The sequence below is a fragment of the Acinetobacter sp. 22323 genome, assembly GCF_052044895.1.
In the GTDB taxonomy this organism is placed as follows: Bacteria; Pseudomonadota; Gammaproteobacteria; order Pseudomonadales; family Moraxellaceae; genus Acinetobacter; species Acinetobacter schindleri.
Genome location: NZ_JBQEOL010000008.1, coordinates 33,675 through 53,082 on the forward strand (window position 1 = coordinate 33,675; position 19,408 = coordinate 53,082).

The 19,408-nt window shown below is 43.5% G+C and carries 14 protein-coding genes; 8 read left to right on the top strand and 6 right to left on the bottom strand.

All coding sequences use genetic code 11. The features are described from left to right. Positions 1-40: 40 nt before the first annotated feature. From iscU to fdx, 5 genes are all read left to right on the top strand, one after another. Positions 41-427 (top strand): Fe-S cluster assembly scaffold IscU, encoded by a 387-nt coding sequence (gene iscU, locus ACTJIX_RS06890; RefSeq protein WP_004812740.1) that lies wholly within the window; start codon positions 41-43, stop codon positions 425-427. A 41-nt stretch (positions 428-468) separates the two neighbouring features. Further along, on the top strand, positions 469-789 hold the full coding sequence (gene iscA / locus ACTJIX_RS06895) for an iron-sulfur cluster assembly protein IscA (RefSeq protein ID WP_004894496.1): 321 nt from the start codon (positions 469-471) through the stop codon (positions 787-789). 135 nt (positions 790-924) lie between these two features. Further along, a complete protein-coding gene (gene hscB, locus ACTJIX_RS06900; RefSeq protein ID WP_004812736.1) occupies positions 925-1,440 on the top strand; it encodes a Fe-S protein assembly co-chaperone HscB in 516 nt (171 codons plus the stop codon). A gap of 40 nt (positions 1,441-1,480) precedes the next feature. Beyond that, on the top strand, positions 1,481-3,340 hold the full coding sequence (gene hscA, locus ACTJIX_RS06905; protein ID WP_004894493.1) for a Fe-S protein assembly chaperone HscA: 1,860 nt from the start codon (positions 1,481-1,483) through the stop codon (positions 3,338-3,340). 15 nt (positions 3,341-3,355) lie between these two features. Continuing rightward, positions 3,356-3,694 (top strand): ISC system 2Fe-2S type ferredoxin, encoded by a 339-nt coding sequence (fdx, locus tag ACTJIX_RS06910; RefSeq protein ID WP_004812732.1) that lies wholly within the window; start codon positions 3,356-3,358, stop codon positions 3,692-3,694. A gap of 71 nt (positions 3,695-3,765) precedes the next feature. Here the strand turns inward: fdx and ACTJIX_RS06915 are convergent, their stop codons facing one another. The 5 genes from ACTJIX_RS06915 to aspA form a co-directional block, all read right to left on the bottom strand. Beyond that, positions 3,766-5,313, bottom strand: a complete 1,548-nt coding sequence (locus ACTJIX_RS06915) for an adenylate/guanylate cyclase domain-containing protein (RefSeq protein ID WP_004894490.1) — start codon at positions 5,311-5,313, stop codon at positions 3,766-3,768. Between the two features lie 58 nt (positions 5,314-5,371). Continuing rightward, entirely contained in the window at positions 5,372-5,806 is a 435-nt protein-coding gene (locus ACTJIX_RS06920; RefSeq protein WP_004894486.1) for an HIT domain-containing protein, read from the bottom strand. 241 nt (positions 5,807-6,047) lie between these two features. Continuing rightward, positions 6,048-9,506: a transcription-repair coupling factor gene (gene mfd, locus ACTJIX_RS06925; protein WP_005221800.1), complete on the bottom strand. Its 3,459-nt coding sequence runs from the start codon at positions 9,504-9,506 to the stop codon at positions 6,048-6,050. Positions 9,507-9,628: 122 nt separating this feature from the next. Then, entirely contained in the window at positions 9,629-9,988 is a 360-nt protein-coding gene (locus ACTJIX_RS06930) for a hypothetical protein (RefSeq protein ID WP_004894481.1), read from the bottom strand. Between the two features lie 130 nt (positions 9,989-10,118). Further along, positions 10,119-11,570 (bottom strand): aspartate ammonia-lyase, encoded by a 1,452-nt coding sequence (aspA, locus tag ACTJIX_RS06935; protein WP_004894477.1) that lies wholly within the window; start codon positions 11,568-11,570, stop codon positions 10,119-10,121. A 409-nt stretch (positions 11,571-11,979) separates the two neighbouring features. On the opposite strand from aspA, the gene putP reads away from it, so the two are divergent. Beyond that, entirely contained in the window at positions 11,980-13,494 is a 1,515-nt protein-coding gene (gene putP, locus ACTJIX_RS06940) for a sodium/proline symporter PutP (RefSeq protein WP_008305250.1), read from the top strand. 56 nt (positions 13,495-13,550) lie between these two features. Here the strand turns inward: putP and ACTJIX_RS06945 are convergent, their stop codons facing one another. Continuing rightward, complete coding sequence (locus ACTJIX_RS06945; RefSeq protein WP_004812716.1) at positions 13,551-14,048, bottom strand: Lrp/AsnC ligand binding domain-containing protein; 498 nt, start codon at positions 14,046-14,048, stop codon at positions 13,551-13,553. 118 nt (positions 14,049-14,166) lie between these two features. On the opposite strand from ACTJIX_RS06945, the gene putA reads away from it, so the two are divergent. Both putA and trmA read left to right on the top strand, forming a co-directional pair. Next, positions 14,167-17,919: a trifunctional transcriptional regulator/proline dehydrogenase/L-glutamate gamma-semialdehyde dehydrogenase gene (putA, locus tag ACTJIX_RS06950; RefSeq protein WP_262478724.1), complete on the top strand. Its 3,753-nt coding sequence runs from the start codon at positions 14,167-14,169 to the stop codon at positions 17,917-17,919. 179 nt (positions 17,920-18,098) lie between these two features. Beyond that, positions 18,099-19,181: a tRNA (uridine(54)-C5)-methyltransferase TrmA gene (gene trmA, locus ACTJIX_RS06955; protein WP_005221794.1), complete on the top strand. Its 1,083-nt coding sequence runs from the start codon at positions 18,099-18,101 to the stop codon at positions 19,179-19,181. Positions 19,182-19,408: the final 227 nt, after the last annotated feature.

Consider the following 19,408-nt stretch of genomic DNA (forward strand, 5'->3'; position numbering starts at 1 on the left):
TATTTAATATTAGGCTGACCCCGAGGTTTGGAGAAGCAACATGGCTTATAGCGAAAAAGTAATTGACCATTACGAAAACCCACGTAACGTTGGTGTTTTAGACAAAAATGCAGAAAACGTAGGTACAGGCATGGTGGGTGCACCAGCATGTGGCGACGTGATGCGTCTTCAGATTCAAGTGAATGATGAAGGTGTAATCGAAGAAGCACGTTTTAAAACTTACGGCTGTGGTTCAGCAATTGCATCTAGCTCACTGGTAACCGAGTGGCTAAAAGGCAAAACTCTGGACGAAGCTCAAGCGATCAAGAATATTGATATTGCAACTGAACTTGCTCTTCCTCCAGTAAAAGTACACTGTTCTGTACTTGCTGAAGATGCCATTAAAGCTGCTGTAGAAGATTATCGTAGCAAAAAAGTGAAAGCTTAATTGCTGACGTGTATTTTTGAAGAAAGATTAACGGAGTTTTCATGATCCATTTAACTGAAAATGCTGCAACTCATATCAGCAATTACCTGAAAAATCGTGGTAAGGGTGAAGGCATTCGCGTTGGTGTGAAAACTTCAGGCTGTTCTGGTCTGGCTTATGTGCTTGAATTCGTCGATGACGCTGATACACATGATGAAGTATTTGAACAGTTTGGTGTTAAAGTTTTCGTTGACCCGAAAAGCCTGGTTTATCTCGAAGGTATGGAGATGGACTACGTAAAAAATGGTCTGAACGAAGGCTTCGAATTTAACAACCCGAACAAAAAAGGTGAATGTGGCTGCGGTGAATCCTTCACTATATAAGGCTTAATCATTAGCGTACATTTATCCTTGCAGCATTAAAACAGTGTCATCTACACTGTTTTAATTGCATTTAGGCAGTAGTTTTTAGCTGTACATTGCAGTTAATTTGCATATTAATCGTGGATCCAATCTCCCATGAATCATTTTGAGTTGTTCAACCTCCCTGTCGCACTTGATATTGATTCAGCTGCTTTAAAAGCTGAATTTTTAAAGTTACAGCAACAATATCACCCAGATAAAGCTGCAGACAAAGACCAGGCCCTGATCAAATCAAGTGAAATCAATCAGGCATATAAGGTGTTGTCGGCTGTGGATAGTCGCGCTGCTTACTTACTTTCATTGAAAAAACAGGATTATCATTTGGATCAGTCCATCAGTGATTTTGAGTTCCTGCAAGATGCGCTTGAAATTCGTGAGCAGCTTGATGATGCAGCTTCAGCAGAAGATTTATCTTCCCTAAAAGTTGAAGTTCAACAGTGGATTGATGGTCTGGTGCGTGAATTCAAAATAGATTATGAAGAGGAAGACTGGGCTGAGGCTCGCGATACTGTGCGTAAACTGCGCTTCTTTGTCAAAGTCATGGCCGATATTGATAAAGCGGAAGACCGCTTCCTCGATGACGACAGCTTTGACCTCGATGACGATTTTTAATTTCTCTCTTTAATATTTAACGTGCAAAGGATGTAACACTATGGCTCTCTTGCAGATTGCAGAACCAGGTCAATCAAGTGCACCGCATGAACACCGCATTGTGATTGGTATCGATTTAGGCACCACCCATTCTTTGGTCGCCACGGTTCTTTCAGGTAAAGCCAAAGTACTTAATGATGAACAAGGACGTGTGTTACTTCCTTCTATCGTTCATTATGCAGAGCAAAGCACTCAGTACGGCTATGAAGCTGCACCATTCATAATGACCGACCCAAAAAATACCATCGTTTCTGTAAAGCGTTTCATGGGTCGTTCTCAAGCGGATATTAAATTCCAGCACCCGTATACCTTAGTGGGTGAAGCGAATGAAATGCCAGCGTTTGAAACAGCTCAAGGTCGTAAAACACCCGTCGAAATTTCAGCACAAATCTTAAAACAGCTGAAAGACCGTGCAGAAGCAAGCTTGAAAAATGAGATTAATGGCGCTGTTATTACAGTTCCTGCATATTTTGATGAAGCACAGCGTCAAGCAACACGTGACGCAGCACAGCTTGCTGGCTTAAATGTTTTACGCTTGTTAAATGAACCGACTGCAGCAGCGGTTGCTTATGGTTTAGATCAAGAATCAAATCTAAGCACAGATCGCAACTATGTGATCTATGACCTAGGTGGTGGTACTTTTGACGTATCTATCCTGCGTTTCTCGCAAGGCGTATTCGAAGTATTAGCGACTGGTGGCCATACTGCTCTGGGTGGTGATGACCTGGATCGTCTGATTCTAAAATGGGCCAAGAAACAGCTGAATATTGAAACCCTCAATGATGCTGAATATGCACATTTCATTACAGCTGCGCGTAAAGCCAAAGAAGCGCTTTCTGATGCAGAGTCTGTAGAATTAAAACTGCTGGATCATGTCTTAACATTAGATCGTCCAACGTTTGAAGAAATCATTAAAATTGCACTGGATAAAACGATTAGCGTTTGTAAACGTGTAATGCGTGATGCCAAACTGGAACTGGATGATATTCAAAATGTTGTTCTGGTAGGTGGTTCTACCCGCTCCTATGCCGTTCAGAAAGCAGTGCGTGAAGTGTTCAATCAAGAACCTCTATGTACCATCAATCCGGATGAAGTAGTTGCAATTGGTGCCTCGATTACTGCGAACCAATTGATTGGTAATTCAACCGACGGTTCATTGTTATTAGACGTAACACCATTGTCTCTAGGTCTTGAAACCATGGGTGGTCTGGTAGAGCGTCTAATTTCACGTAATACCGCGATTCCTGTGGCACGCCGTCAAGAATTCACCACCTATCAAGATGGTCAGACCGCGATGTTGATCCATGTAGTTCAGGGTGAACGTGATCTGGTGGAGCATTGCCGTAGCTTGGGTCGCTTCGTACTGCACGGTATTCCCCCAATGACTGCAGGTCAGGCACGTATTGAAGTGACTTTCCAGGTGGATGCTGATGGTCTATTAACCGTAGCTGCGCAAGAAACCACGTCTGGCGTGAAAGCACAGATCGATATCAAGCCATCTTATGGTTTATCGAGCGAAGATACAGAGCGTTTACTGCTTGAAGGTTATAAATTTGCTGAAGAAGACAAAAACCTGCGTCATCTTCAGGAAACTAAAGTTGAAGCACAACGTGAACTTGAAGCACTTACTCAGGCCCTGAAAATGGATGCGGCGTTGTTAAGTGAACAGCAGCTTACTGATCTGCAAGCTGCTCAAGCCAAGCTTGAACAAGAGCTGCAAGGTACAGATATCAAAGCGATTGAATCTGCCGTAGAACAGCTTAAAATACATAGTGATGCATTTGCAGCTGCTCGTATGAACCAGCATATCGATGCAGCACTGAAAGGTACTAAACTCGACGACTGGTCAAACTCAAACTAATTTAAGGTAAAGACTATGCCACGTATTAAAGTTCTTCCACATGCGCAAATTTGCCCTGAAGGTGCTGAGTTTGAAGTTGAACAAGATGCCAATTTATGTGAAAGCCTGCTAAATAACGGGATCAAGATTGAACATGCTTGCGATATGTCATGTGCATGTACCACATGTCACGTGATTGTACGTCGTGGCTTTGACAGCCTGGAAGAAATGAATGATGTTGAAGCAGATCTGTTAGACCGTGCATGGGGCCTTGAGCCTGATTCACGTTTGTCTTGTCAGGTCAAAGTGGTGGACGAAGATCTGGAAGTTGAAATTCCCAAATACACCATCAACCACGCTTCAGAAAATCACTAAGTGATTTTCATAAAAAAACCACGCTCAAGCGTGGTTTTTTTACATCTGATCTTTATGGTGATTGTTTTTTCTTAACTCGCACGACTGGTCTTTTTTTCTGATTGATCTGACCTGATTTCATATTCCTGCTTCTCAGTCTCTTTTTCTAATACCACAGGTTCTGCTGTACTCGCTGGTAGATGTTCAATGACTTCATCTTCAAGTTTTAACTTTACAATACCTTGTGAATTGGTCATCTTCTGCTGGGTCTGAATCCGCTTAATCATATTTTCAAGCACATTGACCAGTTTAGGATATTCGTAGTTCTGTACTTCATCCAGATTAAGTAACAGATGGAAACCTTTATATTCGTAGTCAAACCAGCGTTGATAATCAATTTTCTCTGAAGTAAATCGCTCCATTACTTGCCAAGTACGTACTGGCTCTTTAATCCCCTTCAGGAATACTGGTTTTTTTCCTGCACAAAGATAGTCATTCTTGATAAGTGTATGGGTATCTTCAGAAATCAGGATTTCATCTACTTCAGCAGCACATTGTAATCGTGCTGCCAGGTTGGCATCCCGTCCCACAATCGTATAAGCCATACGGTGATTAGCGCCATAATTGCCAACGTGGCAATAACCCGTCGAAATACCCATACGGATATGTAGCGGTGGATAGCCCATTTTCACCCAGCGTTCACGCAGGATTTTCATCTGCTGACGCATGGCAATCGCCATATCCAGACAGTTTTTAGCATCCTGCTCAACACCATCAGAATGCGGATCACCGAAAAAGATCAGGATCGCATCACCCATGAATTTATCTACCGTGCCTTCATAGTGCTTGGCGATTTCTGTCATGTGACTGAGATAGTCATTCAGCAGGAAGGCCAAGTCATCTGGAATCAGCGTTTCAGAGAGTTCCGTAAAACCCTGAATATCGGAAAAAAATACGGTAAGTTTCTTACGTTTATATTCAATCTTGGCTTCAGACTCACCTTTCATAATTGATTGCCACAGCTGCAAGGGTGCATAACGGCTCAGCTGGTTGGCAAATTCCATATAGCGGTTCATCTGATCATAATAATGGTTCTTTTTCTGCGCCATAAAACGTGCACGCGTGGTTTGATAATAATTACCTACACCAAAATAAGTCACCAGACAAAGGAAGCCCAAAACCGTCAACTCATTGCTGGTTGGCTGAAAATATTCACCAAAACCAAAGATAAAAATATTGCAGAAATAAAAAATGGCAATACCGATCAGGCTTGCCAATGAGAACGTCAAAAATGAAATTTTGTTACTGATTGCAGTATACAACAATGCGACCAGTCCCAATAAAGACAGTACCAGACTCATATGCATTGCAGAAAGAATGACTGCAATTACAGCAATGTCGAGCACAAAGAAGACATTACGCTTGATACTGGTGTTGTAGCGATAGATGAGCCAGCGCGACAGCTTCGGCAGAGCCAGTATAATCGCAAGAAAGAAAAACGGGATAAAAATCTGGTACTGCGTATCAGGATCTGTATAGTGAAAAACGACGATGACCAGCGACAGCATGATATATCCCATCAGTCGATGGAAATATTCAAACTGTTTCGGCTCTTTATGTACCCAATCGTCTATTTGCACTCAGTTGCTCCTTGCAGCACTGTATAATTTACAGGCCTGATTGCAGCATGGGATCAGATTAATCCATACGCCAGTCGAATGGCATATCTCCCTGACCACGTAGAGCCAGCATTAACGTCTGACGCATATGAGCAAGAACTTCACTGCTATAAGGAACCGCAGGAGTTCCCCACACTGGTTTTGGCCAAGCCACATCGTTCTGGTAACGAACTACATGATGAAAATGCAGCTGTGGAACCATATTACCTAATGCAGCCACATTCATTTTGTCTGCACGGAATACACGCGCAAGCTGACTAGACAACCAGCTTGATTCACGCAGGAACTGTTCCTGGTCGGCCTGGCTAAGTTCATATAATTCTGTAATGCCCGGCACACGTGGAATCAGGATTAACCACGGAAATTGCATATCATTCATCAAACGACATGTTGATAAAGGAAAGTCGCCTACAAAAAACGTATCTTGAGCAAGTTGAGGATGCAAACTAAACATATCTTTATAAATGATGCAAAATTAGAATGATGGCTAATACTAACATATCCAGTGCTAGCTGAATATTGTGAGCAATGTGTTTAAATACAAATTTGGATGATTTGTTATGAACTCGGTCACAACTCAGACTTTACCGAATCACACAAATTAATCAAGACTTTCTTTCCATTGAGGGGTGACTTCGCCATCGATTTAAAAGAATGGTCAGAATTCCTTTTCTGACCCATTTTTTAAAACCTTTTTAATGCAGCTCTTTCAGCAGGCTATCCAGCAAATCGTTTAAAAACTGAATACGTTTCTGATAGTCTTCGAGCATGACCATGACTTTCAGACGTTGCCCGCCATTCATCCGGAAATAGGTCGGATGTTTCTGCATCATCTGGATAATACTCATGGCCTGCACTGGCGTATCCGGAGCAAATTCGATATGCCCGCCCTGACCGCCAATGTCGATTTTGGTAATGCCCAGCTGTTCTGCTTTCAGACGAAGCTGATGTACTGCAAATAGCTGCTTCACTGGCTGTGGTGGAATACCAAAACGGTCAATCAGCTCCATACGGATATTGTCGAGTTTGTCTTGGGTATCGGTATTACTGATACGTTTATAGAACAGCAGACGCTGATGTACATCCCCCAGATAGTCATCCGGAATCAAGGCTGGCATATGCAGATTAATTTCTGCCGTTAAAGATAATGGTGCATCAAAGTTCGGTGTCTTGCCCTTTTGAATGGCTTTGGTGGCTTTTTCCAGCATTTCCATATACAGGCTATAACCTATCGCCTGCATCGAACCACTTTGCTGTTCACCCAAGAGTTCACCTGCACCCCGGATTTCCAGATCTTCGGTTGCCAGCATAAAACCCGCGCCCAGATTTGAAGCCCGTTGAATCGCATCCAGGCGTTTTTCAGCATCGCCTTTTAAACCTTTGATCGATGGAATCAAAAGATAAGCATACGCCTGGTGATGGGAACGACCAACACGCCCCCGCAACTGGTGCAACTGGGCCAGCCCCAGCTTATCCGCACGTTCAATAATGATAGTATTGGCACTCGGCACATCGATCCCGGTTTCAATAATGGTCGAGCACACCAGAACATTATATTCCTTGTGATAGAACTGCTGCATGACCTGCTCCAGTTCACGTTCACGCATTTGCCCATGGGCAACAATGACACGCGCTTCTGGTACCAGTTCACGTAGGCTTTCTGCAGCACGGTCAATGGTATCCACTTCGTTATGCAGGAAATAAACCTGACCACCACGCAGCAATTCACGCAGAATCGCCTCTTTAATGGTGTCATTGGTCTGTTCCTGCACAAAGGTTTTTACTGCCAGACGACGTGCTGGTGGTGTCGCGATGATTGAAAGATCACGCATACCACTAAAAGCCATATTTAGGGTACGGGGAATTGGTGTTGCGGTCAGGGTCAACATATCTACATCAGCACGTAGAGCTTTAATACGCTCTTTGTCGCGCACCCCGAAACGATGTTCTTCATCGACAATCATCAGGCCAAGATTCTTGAACTGGACATTTTCTTGCAAAATTTTATGTGTACCAATCACAATATCCACTTTGCCTTCTGCCAGGTCGTCAATCGTTTTAGTATGTGCCTTAGAAGAACCGAAACGTGACAGTACTTCAATGCGTACTGGCCAGTCCGCAAAGCGGTCTTTAAAGGATTCATAGTGCTGTTGTGCTAACAAAGTGGTTGGGACCAGAACTGCGACTTGACGGTTATTCTGCACCGCCACAAAAGCAGCACGCATTGCGACCTCAGTTTTCCCAAAGCCTACATCACCACAAACCAGACGATCCATTGGTTTGGCCTGCTGCATGTCATATAAAGTTGCTTCAATGGCATTGGCTTGATCTAACGTTTCTTCATAGGCAAAACTGCTGGCAAACTGCATATACAGGCTTTGATCCAGCTCAAAACTAATCCCGGGCTTGGATGAACGTCGTGCCTGTATATCTAGTAATTCGGCTGCGACATCGTGAATCTGTTCCAGTGCCTTACGTTTTGCTTTGCTCCAGGCATCTGTTCCGAGCTTATGTAGTGGTGCCAGATCAGGATCACCACCACTATAACGGCTGATCAGATGCAGATTGGTAACTGGTACATACACCTTGGCATCATCGGCATAATCCAGTTGCAGGAATTCATGGTCCTGATCGTCAATACTCAAGGTAATCAGGCCGGCATAACGCCCTACGCCATAATCAATATGTACAACTGGGGCACCAATGGTCAGCTCGGTCAGACTGCGAATCAGGAATTCTTCGGATACTTCCTGTTGACGCTTGCGACGGCGCTGTACCACCCGATGTTCATAGAGCTGGTTTTCCGAAATCACAGCGATACGATCAGTCAAAACCAGACCACGTTCTAAAGGTGCACTGGTAATGGCAATCGCATGTAATGATGCGACAAATGCATCAAAATTCTCAACAGTCGGGATATCCCCCAGACTTGGACGCAGTGCATCTTTTAGAGTTTCTCGGCGACCTGCACTTTCAGCCACGAGTAGAACAGGATGATTAGCTGCATCGATATATTTTTTAACTTCGATGAATGGCTTTTCCCGTTTCGGATCGACCGGCAGTCGTGGCGGTGTCTGAGTATCCAGATTTATCACACCCGCTTTTTCATCAAAAACATCTTGAGAGGCAATAATGCGACCAAACTGGTTCAATTGTTCCAGCACAAGATTAGTCTGGATAAACAGCATTTCCGCAGGCAGAATTGGCTGATCCACATTATGACGGCGATCCTCATAACGACGTACCACTTCAGCCCAAAACTGGTTTAATGACTCTTCCAGACCGCGATCTGTAATGACAATGCCATTCTTTGGTAAGTATGAAGCCAAAGTGCTGTAAGCTTGCATCGCTTCTGCACTAAAGAAAAGTGGCATGTAAAATTCAATACCGGGCGAAGCAATACCATCCATGACATCTTGATACATCGGGTTTTTCTTGGGATTTGCTGTGGGGAACAGCTCACCATAACGGTCCCGGAAAGTGGCGCGCCCTTCTTTCAGTGGAAATTCTTGTGCTGGTAATACGGTAAATTGTTCTAAAGTTTGCGTAGTGCGCTGGGTTTCCGGATCAAAAAATTTCAGCGTTTCAATTTCATCATCAAACAGGTCAATCCGGATCGGTGCATCCTGACCAGAGGCATAAATGTCCATGATGCTGCCGCGGACTGCAAATTCACCATGGTCATATACCGTATCAACCAGATGGTAACCCGCCTGAATCAGTTTTTTCTTTTGCTGTTCCAGATCAAGCTTTTGCCCGACACGAATATCAAAGTGTTCACCCAATACCCATGAGCTTGGTGCTACACGCTGTGCCAGCGTAGAAGCAGATAACAGCAACACCCCGGTTTGCGGCATATTGGAAAGAATTGCCAGACGTTCAGAGACAATGTCCTGATGCGGAGAGAGACGGTCATAAGGCAAAATTTCCCAGTCTGGAAATATAGTCGGCTTGATGCCATAAAATTCCAGTTCACTTTCCAGCTGACCAAGGTGCTGATTATTGCGTGCCACAATCACAAATAACTGTTTATGCTGCTTGGCAATTTCCTTCAGCAATAATGCTGTGGATGATCCCTGCAGGTTGCCTAACCAGCGTCGTTCACCAGCTTTGAGTTGTTTTAAATTGAGTTGGGAAATTTCTTGTTGGAACATGTATATAGCTTTAAAGTCTAAACAACATGTCCCTTATACTATCACGATGGTATCTGCGCATTTCGTTATTTTTATGCAGTCTTTGCTATCAGGAAAATAATGGTTTCTTTCCACTTCAAATGCTATTTTTTCTCACGCAGAAAATTTCGGTAATAATCATTCAACTTTTTTACGATTACTTTAAATTGCAGCAAGTTTTCTTCAGTATTGCCCAATCTTGAATTAAAACGTTGATTGGCAATTTCCAGATCAATTTTTTCATTAATGATCATGGCTGTAAAATATAATTCTTTCAGATCATCAAATGTTTTCATGCGTCGGTTAGACAGATATTCTAGTCTTTCACCTAACTCTTGATTCAGGTTAATCCCATCTACGATATAGCCAGTTTCTTCGGTATATTGAATATTATTTTCTTCTAGATAAAGCTGTGGAGGAGAAGGTTTATTTGATTTGAATAAAGTGCTGATTTTATCAAACATGCTATGTTCCGAATTCATCGTGGGATTTATCTAGTCTAGATGAAAATACCCCAAATCCACAGACTGGATTTGGGGTAAATGGTTAAAATCAGCACGATCCTATAAATCGTGATTCAAAGCCTTAAGAGCTTCAGGACACTTGTTCTAACTGATTGATCTCACTAGGTACTTCCGAGACCAGATTTTCAAAGGCAAAGATTTGATCTAACTGAGCCTGACTGAGCAGACCCAGCTCCAGTACGACTTGAGGCACAGTTTTATTTTCACGAATACACTGTTTTCCGATTTCATCACACATGGCATGCCCTAGCAGTGGTTCCAGCAAAGTGATAATGCCGATACTGCGCATCACGGCATTTAAACAGTTCTGCTCATTGGCCTGAATACCGGCAATACATTTTTGCTGTAGCGTCTGCATACCGTGGGTCAGCAATTGAATCGATTCATTTAAAGATACCGCGATGACAGGTTCCATGACATTGAGCTGTAATTGTCCAGCTTCTGCCGCCATGGTCACGGTCAGGTCATTGCCAATTACCCGAAATGCAATCTGATTCACCACTTCCGGAATCACTGGATTCACTTTGGCTGGCATGATCGAAGAACCTGCCTGTAATTCTGGCAAGCGGATTTCTGCCAAACCGGTACGTGGTCCAGAACTTAAGAGACGTAAGTCATTACAGATTTTGGACAACTTGACTGCCAGACGTTTCAGGCTGCTAGACAGAATAATGAATACGCCACAATCACTGGTCGCTTCTACATAATCTTCCGCGCCTTTTAAAGGCAGACCAGTAATGTGTGCCAAAGTTTCTACAGCACGCTTGGCATAACCCGTTGGTGTATTTACACCAGTTCCAATTGCTGTTGCACCCAGATTAACTTCCAGCAATAACTGACGCATCTGCTCAATCAGCTTAAAATCTTCTTTTAATAAAGTCGCAAAAGCGCGGAATTCCTGCTCCATAGTCATAGGAACAGCATCTTGCAATTGAGTACGGCCCATCTTGATCACATACTGAAATTCTGTAGCCTTACTATATAAAGTATCAATCAAAGATTTTTGCACATTGAGCAGTTCATCTAAACGTGTATAAGTCGCCAGGCGCAGTGCCGTGGGATAGACATCATTGGTAGATTGCGATGTATTCACATGATCATTCGGATGCAGAATATGATATTCCCCTTTACGATGCCCCATCAGTTCCAGCGCACGGTTGGCAATCACTTCATTGGCATTCATATTGATGGAAGTCCCGGCTCCGCCCTGATAAGGATCCAGTGGAAAAGCATCCTGCCAGTTTTCCGGATGTTGAATCAGCTCATCACAGGCTTGCTGAATGGCTGCACATTGTTGTTCTGAAATTTTCTGAAAATGTAGATTGGTTTGTGCAGACGCTTTTTTAACTTGTGCCAAAGCGCGAATAAAATGTAATTGCTGTCCTACAGTTAAACCTGATATCTGAAAGTTTTCCAGCGCACGTATAGTATGAATTCCATAATAACTATGCTGTGGAATCTGTTTTTTACCCAATAAATCCTGTTCGATTCTGTTCAAGTCAATTTGAAGCATATTGTCCATATTTTTTACTCTTGGCGATGATGCACCTTGATGGTGCTCTTCCACTATGCGCGGAGTGGTCAGAAACAAATAGAAATCTTTTAAGCGATATTTGCAACAAAATATGTCTAGTTCGCATTTGCTGTTAGTTTTGTAACTTTGTGTAATAAAATAACAAAAGTTTAATGATTTTAACTATTTATTAAAAATTAGCTTCTTAGCTCTAAATTAGACTATTCTTGGCTTTATTTAGCCATTTTGAATTCCATACTATTCTATTTAAAAAATCAAATTTACATAAAGCATACATAAAAACTGCTTAACTGTTACAGAGTGTAATTTTTAAACCGTGTTTGAATCACTGCCCTGTGAACGCAGTACAAAAAATCATCCCGGATGATGATGTGCAATATTTAAGGATACTCTGCCTATGAGCTCGCTAAACCCGACACTGATTACTTTTCTGTTTTATATCGTCGCCATGATTGGAATTGGTTTATACGCCTATCGTGCAACGTCCAATTTTGATGAATATATTTTGGGTGGGCGAAGTCTGGGCAGTGTGGTGACTGCACTTTCGGCAGGCGCCTCCGACATGAGCGGCTGGCTGCTAATGGGTCTGCCTGGTGCAATTTACCTGTCTGGCTTGTCTGAAGTCTGGATTGCGATTGGTCTGATTATTGGTGCCTGGCTGAACTGGCTCCTGGTGGCTGGCCGCCTGCGTGCCCACACCGAATACCAGAACAATGCCCTGACATTGCCCGATTATTTTACCAGCCGTTTTTCGGATAAGAAGCGGATTTTACGCTTGCTCTCTGCAATCGTGATTCTGGTGTTCTTTGCGATTTACTGTGCTTCCGGCATGGTTGCAGGTGCACGCTTATTTGAAAGCCTGTTTGGCTGGGATTATACCACTGCACTCTGGCTCGGTGCTGTTGCTACGATTCTGTATGTGTGTATCGGTGGATTTCTGGCGATCAGCTGGACCGATACCTTTCAGGCTGGTTTGATGATTTTCGCCTTGTTAATTACTCCGATCATTACCTATCTGGCATTGGGTGATAATGCTCAACAGGTCGGTACATTGCTTGAAACAGCCCGTCCACATGCATCCAATATGCTGGAAGGTCTGAGTATGGTGGCGATTATTTCAAGTTTGGCATGGGGCTTAGGCTATTTTGGCCAACCGCATATTTTAGTTCGTTTTATGGCGGCAGATTCGGTAAAAACCATTCCCGCTGCACGTCGTATCGGTATGACCTGGATGATCCTGTGTCTGGTGGGTGCAATGTCTGCAGGTTATATCGGAATTGCTTATTTTGCAGCAAATCCTGATTTACCTGCTGCAGCGATCGTGAACCAGAATCCTGAAACAGTCTTTATGGAACTGACCAAAATCCTGTTTAATCCTTGGGTGGCTGGCATCGTTTTGGCTGCAATTCTGGCTGCGATTATGAGTACTTTAAGCTGTCAGCTGCTGGTCTGTTCTACGACTCTTACCGAAGATTTATACAAAGGTTTCCTGCGTAAAAATGCTTCGCAAAAAGAACTGATCTGGGTTGGCCGTGGCATGGTGATTGTGATTTCCCTGATTGCAATTTCCTTGGCAATCAATCCGAACAGCAAAGTTCTTGGTCTAGTGGCTTACGCGTGGGCAGGCTTTGGTGCAGCGTTTGGTCCATTGATCATCTTCTCGCTGTTCTGGCAACGCATGACTCTCAATGGCGCAATTGTTGGCATGGTAGTAGGTGCAGTAACCGTAATTGCCTGGAAAAATTATATGGGCGATACAGGGTTGTACGAGATTATTCCCGGCTTTATTCTGGCAGCGCTTAGCATTGTGATTGTTAGTTTGCTAGATAAAGCTCCAAGTCACGATGTAGTCAATCGTTTTGAACTGGCGAAAGCCGAATATCAAAAAGAAATGGCAGAAATGAAGAAATAGTCTTTCTATTTCAAAAACTAAAAGGGACTTCGTGTCCCTTTTGTTTTATCAGCATTTTATACTTTAGCTTTGGCAGGTACTTTCAGCTTGATCTGCTGGGTTTCCTTAATTACTTCCATCACCGGATAACTGCGGGTTTCTTTTACGCCCGGCAACTGCCACAGAATATCTCCGGAAATTTTACGGAATTCATCCATATTCGCACAGCGGATTTTTACTACAAAATCAAAGCCACCACTGATCATATGACATTCCACGATATCCGGAATATGCTGCACTGCTTCAGAAAATTCTTCTAGTACATTCGGTGTAGTTTTATCCAGCAGTATCTCGACAAAAACTACAAAACCGTTATTCAGCTTGACCGGATTCAGACGGGCTTCATAACCGAGAATAAATCCTTCCTTGGTCAATTTCTGCACCCGTGCCAGTACTGCTGTTGGCGACAGGTTCACCATTTCTGCCAGTTTGATATTGGAAATTTTCGATTCAGATTGCAGCAAATCAAGAATACGAATATCTATTCGGTCAAGGCTTACATATGGGCTATTCATTAGAATTATTCTCTAAAAATGATACAAACTATAGTGAGATATTCGTCAATTATTTTGGGATTATAGATTAAAACTCATTCAACTCAAAGAACCGTTTGACGCAGTACAGGAAGTCACTATGTCCACCATCCTACGCCCAAATTCGCACTCGAATGCCCTACAGCAATCGAATTATATTGCTGAATTTAAGGATAAAAATGAATATGAACAGCGCATTAATTCCGCATGGCGACGTGCAGAATCCGAGTGCGTGGAAACCCTGCTGGAACATAGTGAAATTTCCTCTGAACTGACGGACAAAATCCAAAGCCTGGCTTTTGATCTGGCGCATTCCTTGCGTGAACGTAAAGGTTCAGGTGGCAAGGCCGGCATTGTGCAAGGGCTATTACAGGAATTTTCGCTGTCTTCTCAGGAAGGTATCGCATTGATGTGTCTGGCAGAAGCTTTGCTGCGTATTCCGGATACGGCGACCCGCGACCTGTTAATTCGTGACAAGATCAATCAGGGCAACTGGAAAGAACATCTTGGGCAAAGCCAGCTGATGTTTGTCAATGCTGCGGCCTGGGGACTGATGCTGACCGGAAAGCTGATGGAAACCCCACAGCAGAAAAGCCTGTCAAGTCTGTTAACTGGCCTTTTGGCACGCAGTGGCCGTGGCATTATCCGCAAGGCGGTCGATGTAGCGATGCGCATGATGGGTGAACAGTTTGTGACTGGCGAAACCATTGATGAAGCACTGAAAAATGCCGAACGTCTGGAAGAAAAAGGTTTCCAATATTCTTATGACATGCTGGGTGAAGCAGCCCTAACCGATCCGGATGCAGAACGTTATTATCAGGATTATCAAAATGCAATTCATGCCATCGGTCAGGCATCAACAGATAAAGATGTTTATAACGGCCCGGGCATTTCCATCAAACTGTCTGCGCTGCACCCACGTTACCAACGCTCACAGATGGATCGTGTTAATGATGAACTGTATAGCAAAGTACTGAATCTGGCGGTTCTGGCGAAAAAGTACAATATCGGTCTGAATATCGATGCGGAAGAAACCGAACGTCTGGAAATTTCCTTAGAGCTTTTAGAACGCCTGTGTTTTGAACCGACACTCAATGACTGGAAAGGCATTGGTTTCGTGATTCAAGCCTACCAGAAACGCTGCTTCTATGTAGTGGATTATATTATTGATCTGGCTAAACGCAGCCAGAAACGCCTGATGATCCGTCTGGTCAAAGGTGCGTATTGGGACAGCGAGATCAAAAAAGCCCAGATCGAAGGTATGGCGGATTATCCGGTATTTACCCGCAAGGTACATACTGACCTGTCCTATATTGCCTGCGCACGTAAACTGCTGGCAGAACCCGATTATATCTACCCGCAATTTGCCACTCACAATGCACAAACTGTGGCCACCATTTACCAACTCGCCAATCCGGAACGTTACTACGCTGGTCAATATGAATTCCAGTGCCTGCACGGCATGGGTGAACCGCTATATGAAAATGTGGTCGGTGACAAAGCGGCTGGCAAGCTCGGTATTCCATGTCGTATCTATGCCCCAGTCGGCAATCATGAAACCCTATTGGCCTATCTGGTACGCCGTCTGCTGGAAAATGGTGCCAATACTTCTTTCGTGAACCGGATCGCGGACAAGAGCTTAAAAGTTGAAGATCTGATCGAAAATCCTCGTCAGACAATTATAAAGACCGCTCAACAGGGAAATGTATTGGGTACCAAACATCCTCATATTCCCTATCCTCAAGATCTTTATGGCACACGTATCAATTCATCTGGACTGGATCTGGCCAATGACGCGGAACTCAATGCTTTAAATGAAGTTGCAGTAAGTCTGGCTGATACCCAGTTCCAGGCAGCAGCAATGGGCACAGCTTTTTCAGAACCTGATATAAGTAATACTGTACACGTAATCAATCCAGCCCAGCATCAGGATATCGTCGGTACCGTTTATGAAGCAACGACTGAACAGGCAGAAATTGCCCTGATCCAAGCTGCCAATGCACAACATTTCTGGGCCAATCTGCCAAAGAATGAACGTGCCGCCTGTCTGAATAAAGCCGCTGAGCTGATGCAGCAACGCCTGCTGCCCCTGATGGTTCTGCTATCGCGTGAAGCTGGTAAAACCTATGCCAATGCCATTGCCGAAGTACGTGAAGCGATTGACTTCCTGCGTTATTATGCTGGCCAGATGTCAGATTTACCTGGCAATGTCCATATCCAGCCTTTAGGTACCGTACTGTGTATCAGCCCTTGGAACTTCCCGCTGGCGATTTTCACCGGCCAGATTTCTGCGGCATTAGTAGCGGGCAATACTGTGATTGCCAAACCGGCTGAGCAGACCCCGCTAATTGCTGCCCAAGCTGTACAAATTCTCTGGGAAGCTGGCATTCCACAAGATGTATTGCAACTGTTGCCCGGCCGTGGTGAAACCATTGGTGCCCAGCTGAGCCAGGACTCCCGCATTCAAGGCATCATGTTTACCGGCTCTACCGAAGTAGCAAAGATTCTGCAAAAAACTGTAGCCAAACGGTTAAACCAGTTTGGCGAAAGTGTGACCCTGATTGCCGAAACTGGTGGTCAGAATGCCATGATTGTCGATTCATCTGCATTGACCGAACAGGTGGTGCTAGATGTGGTCAACTCTGCTTATGATAGTGCCGGTCAGCGTTGTTCCGCCCTGCGTGTATTGTGTGTACAGGAAGATAATCTGGACACTGTACGCCATATGTTAAAAGGTGCTATGCAGCAGTTGCGAGTTGGCAATCCAGTTCTGCTCAAAACCGATATTGGTCCGGTCATTGATGCCGATGCCCAGCAGAACATTCAGAAGCATATTGATCAGATGCGCAGCAAAGGCCATAAAGTCCATCAATTAATGTTTAATCAGGATGCTTCTGAACTGGCTCAAGGCACCTTCATTCCGCCTACTTTAATTGAACTGCCAAACCTGAATGATCTGGAACGTGAAGTTTTTGGTCCGGTGCTACATCTGATTAGCTATAAAGCTGGCCAACTGCCACAGTTGCTAGATCAGATCAACAGTAAGGGTTATGGCCTAACTATGGGACTACATACCCGGATCGATGAAACCATGCAGACTGTGATCTCGAAAGCACATGTCGGCAACCTGTATATTAATCGTAATATTGTCGGTGCAGTCGTTGGGGTACAGCCATTTGGTGGTGAAGGTCTATCCGGTACTGGTCCAAAAGCCGGTGGTCCACTTTATATTTACCGTCTAATGCATCAGGTATCCGAGAAAAAGTTAGCTCAACCTTATGCGATGAATTCTGCTCAGGCAACGCTTGAAAATCCATTACTACAGGAATTTAAAGCTTGGGTATATAAAACTTTCCCAACGATTTCCTTAACCACTCCGGCTAAAATCACAACTGGGCACAGCTTTAGCCTGCAAGGTCCAACAGGTGAAGAAAACCAGTACATGATCTTGCCACGTGAAAGTATATTATCTCTGGCAACGAATGATGCTGATCAGATTCAGCAATTACTGGCGATTTTATCGGTGGGTAGTCGCCCGGCTGTACTGGCAGACAATACTTTTATACTTAAACATTTACAAAGTATGCCAGCAAAAGTGGTAAAGGCCATTAAAGTGATTAAAGATATGGAATCTGGTGATTTCGAAGCTGTACTGCATCATGGTGATGCTTCTGCACTGATTGATCTGCAGCAGCGTATTGCAACACGTCAAGGTCCAATTGTAGGTATTACTCATCTAAGTTCCGGAAATTATGAGATTCCGGTGGAACGTTTTGTAATTGAACGTGCAATTAGCATTAATACCGCAGCAGCGGGTGGTAATGCCAGTCTGATGACCATGTCAGGCTTATAAGCAGCTTTATCACTTATTTTATTTTAATTTCTTTCCTCTTAAGGCCAAATCTCTCCCCTTTGTAGATTTGGCCTTTTTTTTAGCAGCTTTTCCAGCCTGTTTCCCTGAATAGTCTTAGGCAGAACAGCAATTTTTTGCTACCATCTTGGCTTTCAAAATATTTGCGATTTTTACTGCATATGACCTCATCTTATCAGCAACAACTGGATGCCAAAGTTGAACGCATTAGCGCGCAATTTGCCGAATATCAACCACCTGCTTTAGAAGTATTCGAATCACCTGAACAGTACTATCGCATGCGTGCTGAGTTTCGGATCTGGCATACTGAAGATGACCTGTTTTATGCCATGTTTGAACGTGATGAGAACAATAATAAAAAAGTCATCCGTATTGATGAGTTTCCGGTGGCCGACCGCAGTATTAATGCCTTAATGCCACTCTTATTGGCAGCACTTAAGGCTGAGCCTATTTTATCAAATCGTCTCTTTGAAGCGCATTTTCTTGCCACTTTAAAAGGTGAAATGTTGGTATCACTGGTTTATCGTTGCCCACTGACTGCTGAATGGGAAGCTGCAGCTAAAGCCATATCAGAACAACTCAATATTAAGATTTTTGGTCGTAGTCGTGGGCAGAAAGTCATTTTAACTGATGACTATGTTGTTGAAGAATTGACTGTGTTCGATCGCAAGTATCAATATAAGCAAATTGAAAGCAGTTTTACTCAACCTAATGCGCAAGTCTGCCAGAAAATGCTGGAATGGGCATGCAATGCTGCACAGCAGTCTGATAAAGACCTATTGGAGCTTTACTGTGGTAATGGCAACTTTACCTTACCACTCTCTACCCGCTTCCGTCGTGTATTAGCGACCGAACTGGCGAAATCTTCAGTCTATGCAGCTGAATGGAATATTCAGCAGAACGGTATTGACAATATTCAGGTGGCTCGTCTGTCTGCTGAAGAATTCACCCAAGCCTATAACGGTGAACGTGTGTTCCGTCGTTTGCAAGAAGCCAAAATTGATATTTCAACTTATGATTTTGATACTGTCTTTGTCGACCCACCACGTGCCGGTATTGATGATGAAACACTCAAGTTACTGCAGCGCTTCGAACGTATCATCTATATTTCTTGCAATCCAGATACATTGCATGACAATCTGAAACAGCTGTCTCAGACGCATAAAATTACTAAATTTGCCCTGTTCGATCAGTTCCCATATACCCATCATGTGGAGTCAGGTGTGCTGCTGGAAAAATGCTAAAAATATTGTTTCAATTTATTTTTTTGTTACATAAATGGAGTTTCTAATAGCTCCATTTTTTGTTTTTAAAATAATGGACTTATACATGAATTCCATTATTTCAACTGAATAATATCGTTTGAAACACCTGCTGCAATCGGAAATTTTAAAGACTGTTTGCTGCTTTTATCACATAGGTCCTATTGCTTTATTTATTTAATTGGCTATATTTCAAGCTATGTTAGATC

Bases quoted from the DNA above. Each gene is read 5' to 3' on its own strand.
- hscA (WP_004894493.1), top strand. From the start codon at position 1,481: ATGGCTCTCTTGCAGATTGCAGAACCAGGTCAATCAAGTGCACCGCAT.
- hscB (WP_004812736.1), top strand. From the start codon at position 925: ATGAATCATTTTGAGTTGTTCAACCTCCCTGTCGCACTTGATATTGAT.
- ACTJIX_RS06920 (WP_004894486.1), bottom strand. From the start codon at position 5,806: ATGTTTAGTTTGCATCCTCAACTTGCTCAAGATACGTTTTTTGTAGGC.
- ACTJIX_RS06930 (WP_004894481.1), bottom strand. From the start codon at position 9,988: ATGTTTGATAAAATCAGCACTTTATTCAAATCAAATAAACCTTCTCCT.
- putP (WP_008305250.1), top strand. From the start codon at position 11,980: ATGAGCTCGCTAAACCCGACACTGATTACTTTTCTGTTTTATATCGTC.
- trmA (WP_005221794.1), top strand. From the start codon at position 18,099: ATGACCTCATCTTATCAGCAACAACTGGATGCCAAAGTTGAACGCATT.
- putA (WP_262478724.1), top strand. From the start codon at position 14,167: ATGTCCACCATCCTACGCCCAAATTCGCACTCGAATGCCCTACAGCAA.
- ACTJIX_RS06945 (WP_004812716.1), bottom strand. From the start codon at position 14,048: ATGAATAGCCCATATGTAAGCCTTGACCGAATAGATATTCGTATTCTT.
- aspA (WP_004894477.1), bottom strand. From the start codon at position 11,570: ATGGACAATATGCTTCAAATTGACTTGAACAGAATCGAACAGGATTTA.
- mfd (WP_005221800.1), bottom strand. From the start codon at position 9,506: ATGTTCCAACAAGAAATTTCCCAACTCAATTTAAAACAACTCAAAGCT.
- fdx (WP_004812732.1), top strand. From the start codon at position 3,356: ATGCCACGTATTAAAGTTCTTCCACATGCGCAAATTTGCCCTGAAGGT.
- iscA (WP_004894496.1), top strand. From the start codon at position 469: ATGATCCATTTAACTGAAAATGCTGCAACTCATATCAGCAATTACCTG.
- iscU (WP_004812740.1), top strand. From the start codon at position 41: ATGGCTTATAGCGAAAAAGTAATTGACCATTACGAAAACCCACGTAAC.